The organism is Brachybacterium sp. Marseille-Q7125 (genome assembly GCF_023062615.1).
In the GTDB taxonomy this organism is placed as follows: domain Bacteria; phylum Actinomycetota; class Actinomycetes; order Actinomycetales; family Dermabacteraceae; genus Brachybacterium.
Map to the genome: position 1 here is coordinate 22,822 of NZ_JALLAL010000033.1, position 15,001 is coordinate 37,822.

Genomic DNA, 15,001 nt, shown 5'->3' on the forward strand with positions numbered 1-15,001 from the left:
GGGACGGACGGCGATCTGCGTGCTCATGGCGCGACCGCAGCACGCTGCATCCCATCATGGGATGCGTGCGGGTGGCGTGTACCGCTGGCCTCACGTCCGCACGAGCCGGGTCAGCACCTCCGCGTGCCGGGTGTGGGGGAACATGTCCACGAAGCGCGCCTGCGCGATGCGGTAGGACGGTATCCGTTCCAGGTCCTTGGCGAGGGTGGTGGGGTTGCAGCTCGAATACACGACATCCGTCACCCCGGAGCCCTCGAGCCAGGTGGTGAGCTCCTCGCCGAGTCCGCGTCGCGGCGGGTTCACGATCACGGCGTCGGGCGGCCCGTCGGCCCCTTGAGTTGTCTCTTTGGCCCACTGGGTGGCGTCTCCGGCCAGGAACGTTGTGTGCTCCGCGCCGAGCGCGTCGGCCCCCTCTCGCGCCCCAGCGATCGCGGCGGCGGAGACCTCCACCCCGGTGATGAGGGCCGACGGGAGGGCGCGCGCCGCGTGCAGGGCGAAGCCCCCGAGCCCGCAGTACAGATCCCAGATGCGCATCCCCGCGTGGCGGGCCGCGGGCAGTGCGGCGATCCACGCGGCGGCCTGCCGGTACAGCTGCCCAGCCACCTCGGTGTGGGTCTGTAGGAAGGAGCCCGGCGGCGCGAACAGCGTCACGTCCCCGGTGCGCACCGGGATCGCTGCGGGCCCGTGCAACGGGATCTCCGTCGCGCCCTCCACGGCGGTGGTGTGCTCGGGATGCAGGTTCGCGCTGACGGCGATGACCGAGGGGTGGGCCTTGAGCAGGCGCGGCAGATGCTCGACGAGCCGCGGCAGGGCCTTGTCGCTGCGCAGTACGAACCGCAGCTGATGCTCTCCGTCGGGCGTGGTTGTGACCAGCACGTTCTTGATTTCGCCGCGGCGGCGTGCGACGTCATACGGGGGGATCTGGGCGCGGCGGATCAGGGCCTTCGCCCCCTCGAGCACCTCCTCGACCCCGTCCGGGTAGAGGGGGCAGTCGCACAGGTCGGTGCCCGCGGACTGCCCGGGCAGGGTCAGCAACGGCGCCTGGGCGGTGCCGCCGACGGCCATTTTCCCGCGGGCCCGAAACCCGGAGTCGGCGCCCACGATCGGCTCGCCGAGCCCCGCGCCGGGGCCGAAGAACGGCTCGAGCAGCTGCGCCACCTGCTCCTGCGCCGCGGCAAGCCGCTGCGGGCGAGGCACCCCCAGCAGGGTGCAGGACCGGCAGCGACCGGCATCGAAGTGGTGGCAGCGCACGCGGCGAGTCTACGGAGCGTGCGGGTAAGCCCGCCCGACACGCGGCCCGCTCCGTCGAGAACACCGATGTGTGCCGGAATTGCCTCGTATCGGTGCACTCGGGGCTCACGACACGGCGTGGCGCGGGGTAGGCGTAGGCGGGGCGGGCAGACTCAGGCGAGCGCGGGCAGACACCGGCGCGCTCGACACGCTGCCCCGCGCGACACGCGGCGCAGCTCAGTCGAGAACACCGATTCGTGCCGGTTTCGCCTCGTATCGGTGCACTCGCGGCTCTTGACACGGCGTGGCGCGGGGAAGGCCCAGGCGAGCGGGGGCAGGCAGGGCAGACACCGGCGCGCTCGACGCGCTGCCCCGCCCCACACGCGGCCCGCCCCGTCGAGTTCACCGATTCGTGCCGGTTTCGCCTCGTATCGGTGTACTCGCGGGGTCGACACGGCGTGGCGCGGGATAGGCCCAGGCGAGCGGGGCACAGGCAGGGGCGGCCTCAGGCAGTCCCGACCCACCCGCTCAGGCGAACCACTCCGTGGGCGGGCCCGCCATCAGCAGCAGCGAGAACACGATGCTCACGACCACCAGGGCGATGATCGCCGCGAGCAGCGGGTGGCGCAGGGCGAGCGCCGCGACCTTCTCCGGCGCCGTGCGCCCCGGCTCCGCGCGCAGGCGCCAGCTGCTGCCCAGCAGTCCGCGCCGCACGGCCGAGCGCTCGAAGGGGATCGTCAGGTAGGGGATGATCGCCGAGCCGAGGCCGGCGAGCAGATCCATCGGCCGCCACTTCTGGTCCACCGCCACGAGCACCGTCACCACCACGTAGGAGAGGAACACGAAGCCGTGCAGCCCGCCGCCGATCCGCACGCCCAGCTCCGTGATCTGCAGCAGGTACTTCAGCGCCATGCCCAGCAGCAGCAGGGTCCAGGTGATCGCCTCAGCGATCGCGAGCACGCGGTACAGCCGCGAGGGAGTGTTCAGCAGATGCATGCCTCCATGGTGGCAGGTGCGCGGCCGACGAAAGACAATCCCGCCCGCGACCACCGGATGGTGCGCAGCGACGTGTCGCACGGCACACTGAGGACATGAGCGACGCCACCTCTGCCCCCTCCACCATTCCCGGGGAGCTGTTCCTGCTGCTGACCACCGACTCCGGCCGCCAGGACTCCACCTCCTACCGCCGCCAGGCCCTCGCGGGCGCAGCCATCGCTGAGCTTGTGCTGCGCGAGAAGATCGCGCTCACGGAGGGCCGCAACCCGAAGGTCCAGGTCCGCGACACGGTGCCCACGGACCTGCCCACTCTCGACCAGGCCCTCGGGGCTCTCGCGGATCTCGACGGGAAGGCCGTGAAGTCCGTGATCGGCCACCGGTCGATGGATCTCACTGAGGTGATCGGGGAGTCCTTCGCGGCCGACGGGGTGGTGCAGCGCAAGGACGGCTGGTTCACCACCACCTGGCCCACGCACGACGACACCGTCGAGACCGCGCTGCGCGCTCGACTGGCCCGCGCCGTGCGCGAGCCGCAGCAGGCCAGCCTGCAGGACGGGATCCTGCTGGAGTTGCTGCGCGGCCTCGGGATCGCGCACCGGATCCTCAAGGACGACGTTCCGGAGATGGGCCGACGGGACCTCGAGAAGGCCATCGCCGCGCTGAAGGTCGAGTCTCCCGAGGCCAAGGCCGTGAAGCGGATCATCGATGAGGCGATGACGGCGGTGATCGTGGCGACGACCGCGGTCTCCACCACGACCATCACCACCTGATACGCCGCGCGCCGGACCGGGCGCTCAGTGCCCGGACCACCGCCCGTGACCTGAGCCGACGGTTCAGCCCCGGCGCCGCGTGGTGCGGGCGGTGGCTGGCGCTGTCCAGGGGTCCTCGGGCCACGGGTGCTTGGGGTAGCGGCCGCGCATCTCCTTGCGCACCTGCTGGTAGGGGCCGTCCCAAAAGGACCGCAGGTCATCAGTGACAGCAAGGGGCCGACCGGCGGGGGAGAGCAGGTGGAACAGCACCGGCACCCGCCCGCCCACCAGGCGCGGGGTCTCCGCCAGCCCGAACAGCTCCTGCAGCTTCGCCGCCACGACGCAGCGGCCCGTCGGATCCTCCGGGTCCGGGTACTGAATCCGTGCGGTCCGCCCCGAGGGCACCGGCAGCCGCTCCGGCGCCAGCTCATCGAGGGCCGATGCCTCCGGCCAGGGCAGCAGCAGCCGCAGACCCCCGGTCACATCCACGGCGGCGAGGTTCGTGCTCCGGGCCCCGAGCTGCGGGGCGAGCCAGACCTCCAGCTGCTCCAGCAGCGCCGCCTCATCCATCGCCGGCCACGGTGCCCCGAGCTCTCGGTGCAGCAGTGCGAGCCGCGCCCGCAGCGTCGCGGCCGACTCCTTCCAGGTGAGGGACGCAAGCCCCTGCTCACGCACCGCCGCGAGCACCGCCTCGCGCGCATCATCGCCCTGGGCCCGCACGGGCGTGGAGGCCAGCTCGATCGCGCCGAGCCGCCGCAGCTGCCGCACCCGCACCGCACCGCTCTCCAGATGCGCCGAGCGCTCCTCGACGAGCAACCCGGCCCCAAGCGCGAGCGCATCGGCCTCCGCCAGGGGTGCGGCGGCCCGCAGCACCGCCCCGGTCCCATCCGCCGCCCGCCCCCGAACCCGCTGCACCTCCCAGGCCACGAGCCACTCACAACCCAGCAGCCCACTGCCCTCCGGCAGGGCCGCCCGCGTCCCCGAGGCCAGCAGATAGGAGCGCGAACCCTCCCCAGTGCGGCGCGCGATCCGCTCCGGCCGGGCAAGCGCGAGCACCGCCCCGACCTGCTCCGCGTCCGTCGACGCCGTGATCTCTGCCGCGGCGGTGGCCGCTGCGGTTTTCCCAGCGGTGATGTCGCTGCGCGACCCGCGCCGCGACGTGACCAGGCGGGCCAGGCGGTCCCGCTCCCGTCGCCACCGCGGCGCCCCCGGGGCGCGGCCCGCCCGCAGATCCGCGAGCAGCCGCGGCAGGTCCGCGCCCGGCGGCCGATGGTCATCGGACACCGCCGCGACCACCTCGGCAGCCTGTCGCGCCGCGTGCGGGCCTGGCAGGGATACGGCGCCGTCGGCCAGGGCCCGCGCCTCCCGCACCCCGATCGGCATCCGCGCCACCGCCTGCCCGGCGGGCGTCGGCCGCCCCTGCTCATCAACCAGACCGAGGGCGCGCAGCGTGTCCTCCGCCGCGAGGATCTCCGCGGCCGGCGGGGCGGTCAGCAGCGGGAGGCCTTCCCCGCGCGGCGTGCCCCAGCAGGCCAACTGCAGCGCCGCATCGGTGAGGTCCGCGGCGGTGATCTCCGGCGGCGCCTGCGCAGGCATCCCCGCAAGCTCCGCCCCGCTGAACACGCGCACCGCCCGGCCGGGGCCGAGCCGCGCCGCCCGCCCGGCCCGCTGCGCCCCCGCGGCTTTCGACGCCCTCACCCTGACCCGGCCCGACCTGCCCCGCCCCCGACTCCCCGCACGTCTTTCCCTGGTACCAGGTGGAGCCCGAGGAGCGAGTCCGCAAGGCTCTGCAGTTCCAGTGGAGCCTGCGTTCCCGGATCAGCCCGGAGGAGTGGACCCTCGCCTTCGGCATCTGGGCTCGCGGCCGCCTCATCGGCTGCCAGGACGTGCGCGCGCTGCGTTTCGCTGAGCGGCGCACCGTCGGTTCCGGCTCCTGGCTCACCCTCGAGGAGCAGGGGCAGGGCTACGGGAAGCTCATGCGCCAGGCCATGCTCGTGCTCGCCTTCGACCACCTCGGCGCCGAGGCCGCGGAATCCGCCGCCATCGAGGGCAACGTCCGCTCGTTCGCGACCTCGCACGCCTGCGGCTACGTGGGCAACGGCATCGGGTGCTCCACCATGCCGGGCGTGAACGCGATGGAGCAGCGCTTCCGCGTCACCCCCGAGACGTTCATCCGCCCGGCGATGCCCGTCGAGGTCGAGGGCCTCACCCCGCCGCTGCGCGCCATGCTGGGCGCCTGAGCGGGCGCGCCGCTCACTCCTCGGCGTCGACCAGGCTCCAGCGCACCCCCACACGCCCGGGGCCGAAAGCCGTGGCGACCATCTGCAGGCAGCCACGCGCATCGCGATACACGGGGCCGATACTGGCCATCCCCATCGGCCGTGATCCGATGCTCGCGGGCCGAGGCCAGCTCGAGGTCACCGCGCATCTCCACCTCCACCATCACGAAGGCCGTGCGGCGCGGGGCGGTAGGGCTCAGCAGAAGGCGGTCGTCGTGGTGCTGCGGGCGTAGCTCTTCGAGGCCCGCCACGCTCCGCGCCCCGCCGCGCCCCGCCACGCTCCGCGCCCGCCGCGCTCCGCGCCCGAGTGTCAGGGAGTCATTTTGAGCCAAATTCTGGCTCAAAATGACTCCCTCGCCGAGGAGGGGCTGCTCCCGAATCTCGCCGGCTACGCCGTGGCGTTCGTCGTGACAGTCGCGGTCACGGGGCTCATGATCCGCACCGACCGACGCAAGGACGCCGCCGAGGAGCTGGCCGCACACGGTTCCGATCCCGAGCCGGGCTCGCAGGGCGAGGAGACTTCGGTGTCGCGCGGCAGCATGCCGGAGATCCGCGCGATGATCTTCGCGTGCGACGCAGGCATGGGCTCGAGCGTCATGGGGACTTCGAGGATGCGGGCCAAGCTGCGCGCGGCGGGTCTGGACGTCTCGATCGAGCACTCCGCCGTGAAGGACATCCCCACCGATGCGGATGCGGTCATCACCAGCGTCTCGCTCGCGGACCGCGTCAGAGCCACGCTCCATGCCCAGGGGCGGGATGACGTCCCGGTCTTCCCGCTGAACAACCTGCTGAGTGATCAGGAGTACGACGGCATCATCGAGAAGCTCGGCAACCGCGCTCCTGAGCCGGCGGAGGCGGCTCCTGGAACTCGGGAGTCGGATTCTCCGGGTCGGGTGACCGCTACGCACGAGGGCCGCGGAGACGGCACTGACCTGCTCGACCGGGACCTGATCGTGCTGGGGGCGAAGTTCTCCGACAAGTGGGAAGCGATCCGCGCCGCAGGTGACCTCCTCGTGCGCGGCGGGCGCGTCGAGAGGGAGTACGTCGACACGATGATCGCGCGGGAGGAGACCGCCACTGTCTACGTCGGCAACAATCTCGCCATCCCCCACGGCACGCAGGGCTCGGAGGAGCTCATTCGGCGATCCGGGATCGCCTGCCTCCAGGTCCCCGATGGCGTCCGTTTCGGAGACGAGCGAGCAATCGGCCGTCGCGGCGATCGCCGCGCTGCAGGAGCTCCCCGAGCCGCCGACGGCCGTCTTCTCCTCCAACGCACGGACGTCGATGCTCCTCGTGCAGCCTGTAGCACGCGCCGGGTTCGGTTTCGTCTCTTTCGGGGACTTCCCGATGGCGGCGGCGCTGACCCCGCCGGTCTGCGCCATCGACCAGAGCCCCAGAACGCTGGGAGAGCTCGCCGCGCAGCGGATCCTCGAGCGAGTGGGACGCCCTGCGACCGACCTCGAGCGGATGACGACGGTGCTGCCCGTGAAGCTGCTCGAGCGCGGTTCGTGCCGGATGCCGTGACGTCGCGGGCAGAGCTGCTGGAACCGGTGCCCGCATCGGTCCCGGCCGACGGGCGCCGCCTCGCAGGTGCGCCACTCGCAACGACTCGCATCTACTCTAAAGTTTTTAGAGTAGATGCGAGTCGTTGCGAGCTGCTCCGAACCGGCGAGTGCGGCGTCTCAGTCGAGGAGCGTCCAGGTCGCACGCGGATCCCTGTCGGAACGACCGTCCCAGGACACGATCCCGTGGGACTCCAGCTCGCCCAGGACACGGCGTACCCAGGGCCGCGAGCGCCTCGTCTCCTCGACGATGTCGCCGGTGCCCAACGGACGCCCATGAGCGCGGAGCACGGCGAGAACCTCGTCCACTCCCGTGGGGAGGGCCTCCTGCTGCTCGGGACTCAGGCGGCTGCTCGCGGTCAAGGTGAGCCTCACGCTCCCGCTGCTCTGGTGGTACTGCGGGTCGGCGAGGCCCAGCAGCCGCATCTCCTCGAAGATTCGGCGGATCCCCTCGCCGCGCTCCAGGGTGATGCCGAGGTCTGAGCAGACTCGGGCGATGCGCGGGTTGCGGGCGTACCGGGCGATGTCCAAGGGGCTCGTCGGATCGGCGAGGCCGGGGAAGCGCCCGGGGCTCTCGATCTCGATCCGTGACGGGTAGATGCTCACCCGGATGTGATCCCCGGCCATCGAGTAGCTCCGGTGCACGACCGCATTCACCAGCCCTTCCAGCCAGGCGTCGGAGGGGATGAGGGGGATGTCCGTGAACCGACCGCCGCCCGTGAGGGCTCGACGGTGCGGAAGCCAGGACTCGATACATGCGGACGCCTCGTCGATCACCCGAGGGATCGGGCCCTCGAAGCGGGCGTCCTTCCCGGACTCCAGCGACTGCCGACTGCCCGTGCCGGGTGAGTTCTCGCTGTACCGCATGACGCGCACGAAGGCTTGGGGCAGCCAGTCCTGCGGGCGCTCCCCGAGCAGCAGGACGGCCGCCTGCGTCAGGGAGCCGTCTCGTCTCAGGAGACTGCGAGCTCGGAGCGCGGTGTCGTCGTCGCCGCCCGCTCCGATCGCGCCCCGATAGCGCTGGATCTCTCCGCTGTCGAGATCCTCGAACGTCGCTTCCGGCGCGGGCTCGTACTCGAACTGGGCGCTGCCGCGGTCGTACTCGAGTTCCCGTCGCTGTCCGTAGCTGAGCTTTTTCGACTCGTCACCGACTCGCAGATAGACCTCTCCGCTCATGGACTCGTGGACGTGCTCGCTCGGGGGGACGTCGATGAGGAGCAGGGATCGTCCTTCGTCGATCTCCAGTCGCCACACACGGCTTCGCACGGGCGGCACGGTGAAGTCGATCCCCACCTGGCGGATCGCGTTCTCCTTGTGGGATGTCAGCAGCTCGCCGTCATAGGAGCCGTCACGGAGCCCGATGGCGAGCGTCCCGCCCTCTGCGTTCGCGAACGCGATCAGCGGCCTGGCCAGATCCTTGGGCGAGACCCGCGCGGACTTGCGGTCGAACCACTGATCCTCGGGAGCCTCCAGGAGCAGACGGAAGCGGTCCTCGGGCGGAGCCCGGTCGAGGTCGTGCAGGATCGCAGTCGACATGAACCTACCCTAAACAATTTAGAGTAAGTGCGAGCTGTTTCGCGCCGTCGAGTGCAGCGGCTCAGTCGAGCAGCGCCTGATCGCCGGGGGCGCCGTCGGTCTCGACCTGCGCGCTCCATCAGAGGCGCAGCGTGGCCCGGTCTCCACGGTCGTGCCATCTCCCGCTGAGTCGGACCGGCGCTCAGCAGTAGGCGGTCGTCGCGTCGGTGCGGACCGTCGTCGAGGTCGCCTTCTTCACGCCGCCCTTGTACTTGCAGGACTCCAGCAGCTTGCCCTTGTTGGTGTACAGCCGCGCGGTGTCGCCGGTGTTGTTCCAGATGTAGCTGGACTTGTTCCAGTACTTGGTCTTCGTGGTGTCCTTGCCCTTGCCGGACCGGATCGTGAGGGTCTTGCCGGGGGCGAGCTTCGTGCCCTTGGGGAAGGTGTACTTCTGGGGGCCGTTGTCGCGGATCACGTAGCCGGTGAGGGTCAGCGTGGTCTTCCCGGTGTTTTTGACCTGGATGTACTCCTTCACGTACTCGGAGTTCTTCGAGTAGTCCCGGCCGGGCGGGTCGTAGTACACCTTCACGATGTCCAGCGGCTTCTTCACCGCGGCATCGGCGGGCGGGGCGACCGCGAGCGGGACGGCGACCACGAGCGCGGCGAGCAGCAAGGCCAGGAATCGGGTGCGCGAGAGCAGGGGCATGTGCATGGAAGACCTCTGAGGTGAACGGGATCCGCGGGTGACGGCCGGGGTTCCGGCTCTCCTCAGGATCGGGTCCGATGGGGATGAGGGGAACATAGCCCGCCCCCGCCCCGACGGGAAGAGATTCCCGATATCTGCCCGGCGGTGTGCGTCACAGCCCGGCCCCGACACTGCCGTTCCTGGTCGGCGCCGGGACCGAAGTCCCGGCGCCGCCGCTCACATCGACTCCTGCCAGGCCCGGTACAGCGCCGCGAAGCGGCCGCCCGCGGCGACGAGCTCGGTGGGGGAGCCGTCCTCAACCACCTCGCCGCCGTGGACCACGAGCACCCGGTCCGCGATCATCACGGTGGTCAGACGGTGGGCGATGATCAGGCTGGTGCGCTGGCCCAGCAGCTTCGTGAGCCCCTCCTGCACCATCCGCTCGGAGGGGATGTCCAGGGAGCTGGTGGCCTCATCGAGGATCAGCACCCGTGGGTCAGCGAGGAATGCGCGGGCGAAGGAGATCAGCTGCCGCTGACCGGCGGAGACGCGGCCGCCGCGCTTGCTCACATCGGTGTCATAGCCGTAGGGCAGCTTCTCGATGAACTCATCGGCGCCGATCGCGCGGGCCGCCGCCTCGATCTCCTCGCGGGACGCCCCCGGTTTGCCCAGTGCGATGTTGTCCGCGACGGTGCCGGAGAACAGGTATGCCTCCTGCGTGACCATGACGATATTGCGGGTGAGGTCCTGCATCGACAGGTCCTTCAGGTCCACGCCATCCAGCGCCACCCGACCGTCGGTCGCATCGTAGAACCGGGAGATGAGCTTGGCGATGGTGGACTTCCCGGCGCCGGTCTGGCCGACAAGAGCCACCGTCTGGCCCGCGGGGATGTGCAGATCCAGGGGCTTCAGCACGAGCGGACCATCGGCCGTGTAGCGGAAGGAGACCCGCTCGAAGTCGATCTGCCCATCGGAGGCCGGCAGGGGCGTCGGAGTCGCGGATTCCTTGACGTGCGGCTGCTCGGCGAGGAGGTTCGCGATCTTCTCGAGCGCCGCCACGGCGGACTGGAAGGCGTTGTAGAAGTTCGCGATCTCATCGACGGGCTGGAAGAACCGCCGCGAATACAGCACGAGCGCCACCAGCACACCGACCTGCAGATCCCCGGAGAGCACCCGGAACCCGCCGACGACCAGCACCGCAGCGATCGTGACGTTCGCGAGCACGCGCAGCAGCGGCTGATAGATGCCGAACACCTGGATCGAGCGCAGCGAGGCGTTGCGGTAATCCGAGGCGAGGGTGTCGAAGCGCTTCTGGTTGCGACCCTCCTTGCGGAAGGCCTGCACGGCGCGGATCCCCGCCATCGCCTCGACGAAGTGGACGATCAGCCGCGCCGAATGGGTGCGGATCGCCCGGTACTCCACCGAGGAGCGCTTCTGGAACCACACCGTCAGCGCCACACACGGGATCAGCATCAGCAGCATGACCAGGCCCGTGATCGGGTCCATCGCCACGATCAGCACGATCGTGAACACCATCGACAAGAACGCGCCCACCATGACGTTCACGCCCGCATCCAGCAGCTCCCGCAGCGCCTCCATATCGGAGGTCTGGCGGGAGACGATGCGGCCGGAGGTGTAGCGCTCGTGGAACTCGAGGTCCTGCCGCTGGGTGAAACGGAAGACCTTGCGGCGCAGGGACAGCAGCATCCGCTGGCCGACGACGACGGACTGGCGCACGTACCCGAAGGTGAGGGCGCCGCCGATGAGCGCACAGGCGATGTGCAGCGCCGCGGCCTGGAGCGCGGGGATGCTGTTGCCCTCCATCAGGGCGGGGATGCCGTTGTCGATGCCCCAGGCGATGATCGCGGGCCCCGCCACCACGGCGAGCTGCGCCACGACCACCATCAGCGCCATGAGCGCGAACTGCCCCTTGACCGGGGAGATCAGCTCCCCGAGCAGCCGGAAGGAGCGCTTGCGCGAAGCCTTCGCCTCCGCGGGCGTGAGATCCCTCTGCTCTTCGTCCTTACGTGAGGTCGCGGCGGTCATCGGCCCTGCTCCGTCCCGCCCTGCAGGGCGCTGAGGTCCAGCTCCCCGGTGAGCGTCTCGATGTCCTGGTCGCGTCGGCGCTCCTCCTCCTGATTGGCGATCACCCAGCGGTAGCGGGCGGAGGAGGCCATGAGCTCCTGGTGCGTACCCACATCCACGATCTTCCCGCCATCCAGCAGCGCCACCCGGTCGGCGAGCGCCACGGTGGAGGTGCGGTGGGCGACGATCAGCGTGGTGGTGCCCTGCAGGACCTCGCGCAGGCGGCCGGTCACCGTCTCCTCGGTTCTCGTGTCCAGGGCGGACAGCGGATCATCCAGCAGCAGCACCGCGGGCTTCGCAGCGATCGCGCGGGCGAGCGCGAGACGCTGCCGCTGCCCACCGGACAGGCTCATGCCCTCCTCGCCGATGCGGGTGTCCACCCCCTCGGGCAGGTCGTAGGCGTAGGTGGCGTCGGCGGTGCGCAGTGCGAGGTGCAGCAGCTCATCCCGCGCGGCCTCATCGAGCGTCGGATCCGCGCCGAGCAGGACGTTGTCCCGCACCGAGTCGGAGAACAGGGTCGCGTCCTCGAAGGCGACGGCGGTCAGGGTGCGCAGATCCATCAGGTCCATCTCGCGCACATCCACCCCGTCGATGGTCACGCGGCCGCCGGTGACGTCATACAGCCGCGGCACCAGCTGCAGCAACGTCGACTTCCCGGATCCGGTGACGCCCACCAGCGCCATCGTCTCCCCGGGGCGGATCTCAAGGTCCACGCCGTCCAGCACATCGGGCACGTGGTCGGGAGCGTCGGCGTACCGGAAGTGCGCGCCCTCGAAGGCGACGGCGCCGCGCGCTTCAGCGGGGTCGATGGCGGCGGGGGTCTCGGGCGCGGTGATGGTGTTGTCCTCATCCATCACCTCGTAGTGGCGGTCCAGGGCGGTGGAGGCGTTGACCATCTGCCCGAACAGCATGCCGAGCATCCGCACCGGCCCCACCACCAGGGTGGCGGTCGCGAAATAGCTTGCGAGCTGGCCGACGGTGATGTGCCCGCCGGCGACCAGGTGGATGCCGACGAACAGCGAGACGCCCAGCGCCAGCTCCGGCAGCATGAACATGAACATGTCGAACCGGGCCATCGACGTGGCCTTGCGGATCTCGGTGGTGCGCAGCTCCTCCGCCTGCGCGGTGAAGTCCTCGAGCGCCGTGGGGCCGCGGCCGAAGGCCTTCAGCACCCGGATGCCCTGCACAGACTGCTCGATCGTGGTGGCGAGGTCCCCGTTCTGGTCCTGCGAGCGGCGCGAGAGCACGGAGAACTCGCGGTGGAAGCGGAAGGCGATGATCGACACCGGCACCGCGGCGAGGAAGAAGATGCCCGCCAGGATCCACGACGAGCGGATCAGCAGCACAAGCCCCGCGATGATCGTCACGGAGCTGGTGACCAGCATGATCATGCCGAAGGCGATCCAGCGGCGGATGATGTTGATATCGCCCATCATGCGGCTGAGCAGCTGCCCGGAGCCCCAGCCGTCATGGAAGGCGATCGGCATGTGCTGGACCTTCGCGTAGAACCGCACGCGGATGTCCTTCTCCACCAGTGTGGAGGGGGAGACGGCGAAGACGCGCCGCAGCCAGATCAGCGAGGCCTCCAACAGGCCGAGTCCCAGCACGATCGCGCCGCCGGTCCAGACCGTCGCGGCGGTCGCGCCGGTATCCAGGCGGTTGACGAGGAACTCGAGGACCTGCGGGATGCCGAGCGCCACGAGCGAGGCGGTCAGGGCGCTGAGCAGCCCCAGGTAGAGACGGATGCGGATCGGTTTCACCGTCTGCCACAGACGGGCCATGGAGCCGAGCATGGGGGGAGTGAACCTCAGGTGGGGGAGGGAGACTCCGACGGTCGGAGCCAGTGTCTTAGCTTAGTCAACGAATTCGGGGCGCGTCACGGCGGCTTGCGCAGTGGGATGCGGCGGGGGCGTCCGCGCGCCGCAGCGGCTTCAGTCGCGCGGCTCGGCGGGGATCCAGTCGCCGTAGGCCGCGTCGGAGAGCATCGCGGAGGCGGCCGCGGAGACCCCGGTGACAGTCAGCACCGCAGGCCAGGCCCCGATCTTCTTCGCCAGCGGATGTGAGAGCCCGAAGCCCAGCAGGTACGTCGCCCCGAGCACCGCGGTCGTCGCCGGGCCGCGGCGCGCCAGCCAGGTGCGGCCCGCGTACAGCCCGGCGGCAGCCAGCACCACGCCGCCGAGCGGCCTGATCCCGGTCTCCCGCGCGGTGAGCCAACCGCCGATCAGGCCGACGGCGACGACGGGGGCGGTGCGGACGGACTCGGCAGGCTTCAGCGCGGTGGTCATGGATACGAGGGTACGCCGGGAGAGCCTGGCTGCGCCGGGAAGATCACGCCCCGCCAGAAGGGCGGTCCTGCCCCCTGGGCGTAGGCTGTGACAGGAGAAATGCGTGGGTGCAGCGTGACGGAGGCGCCCGCGACAGTTCGATCCGGCGCACAGCGGCGCCGACGTGTCAGACGTGTCAAAGGAGAACGTGATGATCACTCGCAGGCGTATGTTCGCCATTCCCGCAGCCGTGGCTGCAGCCGGATCTCTCGCGGCGTGCGGAGGTGGATCCGGCGGCTCCGGCGGAGGCGGCGGCGGAGACAACTCCGTGGAGGTCTTCACCTGGTGGGCTCAGGGCTCCGAGAAGGCCGGGCTCGATGCGCTCGTCGAGGTGTTCGATGAGCAGCACCCGGATGTCGAGTTCGTCAACGGCGCCGTCGCCGGCGGCGCCGGTTCCGCGGCCAAGGACATGCTGCAGTCCCGCCTGCAGGCCGGTGATCCGCCGGACACCTTCCAGGCCCACGCCGGGGCGGAGCTCACCGACTACATCGACGCCGCACAGATCCAGGACGTCTCGGATCTGTTCGACGAGTTCGGGCTGCGCGACGTGTTCCCCGAGACTCTCGTCGAGCAGCTCACGGCCGATGGGGCGATCTACTCCATCCCCTCGAACATCCACCGCTCCAACGTCGTGTGGGGCAATAGCAAGGTGCTCTCCGATGCGGGGATCGACACCGCGTCTGCGCCCGGCAGCCTCGATGACTTCCTCGCCCAGCTCGAGGAGCTGAAGAGCGCGGGCGTGACCCCGCTGTCGGTCGCCACCACCTGGACCCAGGTCAACCTGCTCGAGGCGATCCTCATGGCGGAGCTCGGCGCGGACTCCTACAACGGGCTGTTCGACGGCTCCTTCGGCTGGGACTCCTCCGAGGTCACCACGGTGCTGGAGAAGTTCTCCACCATGATGGAGATGACCAACACCGACCGCGACGGCCTGGACTGGCCCGACGCCACCCAGCAGGTCATCGACGGCAACGCCGCCTACAACGTGATGGGCGACTGGGCGGTGGCTGCCTTCGAACAGGCCGAGAAGAAGCTCGGCGACGACTACGTGGCCTTCGAGCTGCCGGGCAAGGAGAAGATCTTCGGCTTCCTCGCCGACTCCTTCACCCTGCCCGAGGGGGCGCCGCACCCCGAGGGCGCCAAGGCATGGCTGGAGACCATCGCCTCCCCCGAGGGGCAGCTCGCCTTCAACCTCGCCAAGGGCTCCATCCCGGCGCGCACCGACGTGGACACCGCCGAGTTCGGCGAGTACGCGCAGACGGCGATCACCTCCTTCGCAGAGGACGCGATCTGCTCCTCGATCGCCCACGGGGCAGCGACCTCGGTGTCGTGGCTGAACGGCATCAGCGACGCCACCAGCCAGTTCACCACCGGCGCCACGGACCTCGCGGGGTACCAGCAGGCGCTGACGGACCTGGCTGAGCAGAACCAGGCCTGAGCGGAGCGCCGTCGGGGCCCTGTCTCTGATACACCTCGGCCGCTGCCGACGATACTCCGTGCTTATTTGTCTCTCAGCGTCGTCATCTCCCCGTACCCCCCGACGCTTTGTACGCTCCCCGTGTTCGCGCCGATCATG

13 protein-coding genes and 1 pseudogene are annotated in these 15,001 nt (G+C 70.3%); 4 read left to right on the plus strand and 10 right to left on the minus strand.

Annotated features, from left to right (window positions below; translation table 11 throughout):
• Positions 1 to 90: 90 nt before the first annotated feature.
• Together MU407_RS09420 and MU407_RS09425 are read right to left on the minus strand one after the other, a co-directional pair.
• Positions 91 to 1,251, minus strand: a complete 1,161-nt coding sequence (locus tag MU407_RS09420) for a methyltransferase domain-containing protein (RefSeq protein WP_246956876.1) — start codon at positions 1,249 to 1,251, stop codon at positions 91 to 93.
• Positions 1,252 to 1,758: 507 nt separating this feature from the next.
• The gene (locus tag MU407_RS09425; RefSeq protein ID WP_246956878.1) at positions 1,759 to 2,226 is read right to left on the minus strand and encodes a DUF3817 domain-containing protein; all 468 of its coding nucleotides are present in this window, start codon (positions 2,224 to 2,226) and stop codon (positions 1,759 to 1,761) included.
• A 95-nt stretch (positions 2,227 to 2,321) separates the two neighbouring features.
• On the opposite strand from MU407_RS09425, the gene MU407_RS09430 reads away from it, so the two are divergent.
• Positions 2,322 to 2,996, plus strand: a complete 675-nt coding sequence (locus MU407_RS09430) for a GPP34 family phosphoprotein (RefSeq protein ID WP_246956879.1) — start codon at positions 2,322 to 2,324, stop codon at positions 2,994 to 2,996.
• 63 nt (positions 2,997 to 3,059) lie between these two features.
• Here the strand turns inward: MU407_RS09430 and MU407_RS09435 are convergent, their stop codons facing one another.
• The gene (locus tag MU407_RS09435; protein WP_246956881.1) at positions 3,060 to 4,571 is read right to left on the minus strand and encodes an ATP-dependent helicase C-terminal domain-containing protein; all 1,512 of its coding nucleotides are present in this window, start codon (positions 4,569 to 4,571) and stop codon (positions 3,060 to 3,062) included.
• A 158-nt stretch (positions 4,572 to 4,729) separates the two neighbouring features.
• On the opposite strand from MU407_RS09435, the pseudogene MU407_RS09440 reads away from it, so the two are divergent.
• A pseudogene (locus MU407_RS09440) lies at positions 4,730 to 5,215 on the plus strand (GNAT family protein); the annotation flags it as partial.
• A 13-nt stretch (positions 5,216 to 5,228) separates the two neighbouring features.
• Here the strand turns inward: MU407_RS09440 and MU407_RS09445 are convergent.
• Positions 5,229 to 5,396, minus strand: coding sequence for a hypothetical protein (locus tag MU407_RS09445; RefSeq protein WP_246956883.1), 168 nt, complete (start codon positions 5,394 to 5,396; stop codon positions 5,229 to 5,231).
• A 246-nt stretch (positions 5,397 to 5,642) separates the two neighbouring features.
• Positions 5,643 to 5,954 (minus strand): hypothetical protein, encoded by a 312-nt coding sequence (locus MU407_RS09450; protein WP_246956884.1) that lies wholly within the window; start codon positions 5,952 to 5,954, stop codon positions 5,643 to 5,645.
• Between the two features lie 473 nt (positions 5,955 to 6,427).
• Between MU407_RS09450 and MU407_RS09455 the strand changes: the two genes are divergently transcribed.
• Positions 6,428 to 6,778 (plus strand): substrate-binding domain-containing protein, encoded by a 351-nt coding sequence (locus MU407_RS09455; protein WP_246956885.1) that lies wholly within the window; start codon positions 6,428 to 6,430, stop codon positions 6,776 to 6,778.
• 158 nt (positions 6,779 to 6,936) lie between these two features.
• On the opposite strand, the gene MU407_RS09460 is transcribed toward MU407_RS09455, so the two are convergent.
• The 5 genes from MU407_RS09460 to MU407_RS09480 all read right to left on the minus strand — a co-directional run bounded on the left by MU407_RS09460 (position 6,937) and on the right by MU407_RS09480 (position 13,386).
• Positions 6,937 to 8,352 carry an ATP-binding protein gene (locus MU407_RS09460; protein ID WP_246956886.1) on the minus strand — a complete coding sequence of 472 codons (1,416 nt, stop codon included), beginning with the start codon at positions 8,350 to 8,352 and terminating at the stop codon, positions 6,937 to 6,939.
• A 181-nt stretch (positions 8,353 to 8,533) separates the two neighbouring features.
• A complete protein-coding gene (locus tag MU407_RS09465) occupies positions 8,534 to 9,043 on the minus strand; it encodes a lamin tail domain-containing protein (RefSeq protein ID WP_246956887.1) in 510 nt (169 codons plus the stop codon).
• Positions 9,044 to 9,253: 210 nt separating this feature from the next.
• The gene (locus MU407_RS09470) at positions 9,254 to 11,062 is read right to left on the minus strand and encodes an ABC transporter ATP-binding protein (protein ID WP_246956889.1); all 1,809 of its coding nucleotides are present in this window, start codon (positions 11,060 to 11,062) and stop codon (positions 9,254 to 9,256) included.
• On the minus strand, positions 11,059 to 12,894 hold the full coding sequence (locus tag MU407_RS09475; RefSeq protein WP_102237219.1) for an ABC transporter ATP-binding protein: 1,836 nt from the start codon (positions 12,892 to 12,894) through the stop codon (positions 11,059 to 11,061). Before MU407_RS09475 ends, MU407_RS09470 begins: the two co-directional genes overlap by 4 nt.
• Positions 12,895 to 13,032: 138 nt before the next feature.
• Complete coding sequence (locus tag MU407_RS09480) at positions 13,033 to 13,386, minus strand: hypothetical protein (RefSeq protein ID WP_246956891.1); 354 nt, start codon at positions 13,384 to 13,386, stop codon at positions 13,033 to 13,035.
• A gap of 190 nt (positions 13,387 to 13,576) precedes the next feature.
• Between MU407_RS09480 and MU407_RS09485 the strand changes: the two genes are divergently transcribed.
• Positions 13,577 to 14,863 (plus strand): extracellular solute-binding protein, encoded by a 1,287-nt coding sequence (locus MU407_RS09485; protein ID WP_246956893.1) that lies wholly within the window; start codon positions 13,577 to 13,579, stop codon positions 14,861 to 14,863.
• Positions 14,864 to 15,001 lie beyond the last annotated feature (138 nt).

Bases quoted from the DNA above. Each gene is read 5' to 3' on its own strand.
- MU407_RS09465 (WP_246956887.1), bottom strand. From the start codon at position 9,043: ATGCACATGCCCCTGCTCTCGCGCACCCGATTCCTGGCCTTGCTGCTC.
- MU407_RS09455 (WP_246956885.1), top strand. From the start codon at position 6,428: ATGGCGTCCGTTTCGGAGACGAGCGAGCAATCGGCCGTCGCGGCGATC.
- MU407_RS09480 (WP_246956891.1), bottom strand. From the start codon at position 13,386: ATGACCACCGCGCTGAAGCCTGCCGAGTCCGTCCGCACCGCCCCCGTC.
- MU407_RS09460 (WP_246956886.1), bottom strand. From the start codon at position 8,352: ATGTCGACTGCGATCCTGCACGACCTCGACCGGGCTCCGCCCGAGGAC.
- MU407_RS09485 (WP_246956893.1), top strand. From the start codon at position 13,577: ATGATCACTCGCAGGCGTATGTTCGCCATTCCCGCAGCCGTGGCTGCA.
- MU407_RS09425 (WP_246956878.1), bottom strand. From the start codon at position 2,226: ATGCATCTGCTGAACACTCCCTCGCGGCTGTACCGCGTGCTCGCGATC.
- MU407_RS09475 (WP_102237219.1), bottom strand. From the start codon at position 12,894: ATGCTCGGCTCCATGGCCCGTCTGTGGCAGACGGTGAAACCGATCCGC.
- MU407_RS09435 (WP_246956881.1), bottom strand. From the start codon at position 4,571: ATGCCTGCGCAGGCGCCGCCGGAGATCACCGCCGCGGACCTCACCGAT.
- MU407_RS09450 (WP_246956884.1), bottom strand. From the start codon at position 5,954: ATGACCGCATCCGCATCGGTGGGGATGTCCTTCACGGCGGAGTGCTCG.
- MU407_RS09430 (WP_246956879.1), top strand. From the start codon at position 2,322: ATGAGCGACGCCACCTCTGCCCCCTCCACCATTCCCGGGGAGCTGTTC.
- MU407_RS09470 (WP_246956889.1), bottom strand. From the start codon at position 11,062: ATGACCGCCGCGACCTCACGTAAGGACGAAGAGCAGAGGGATCTCACG.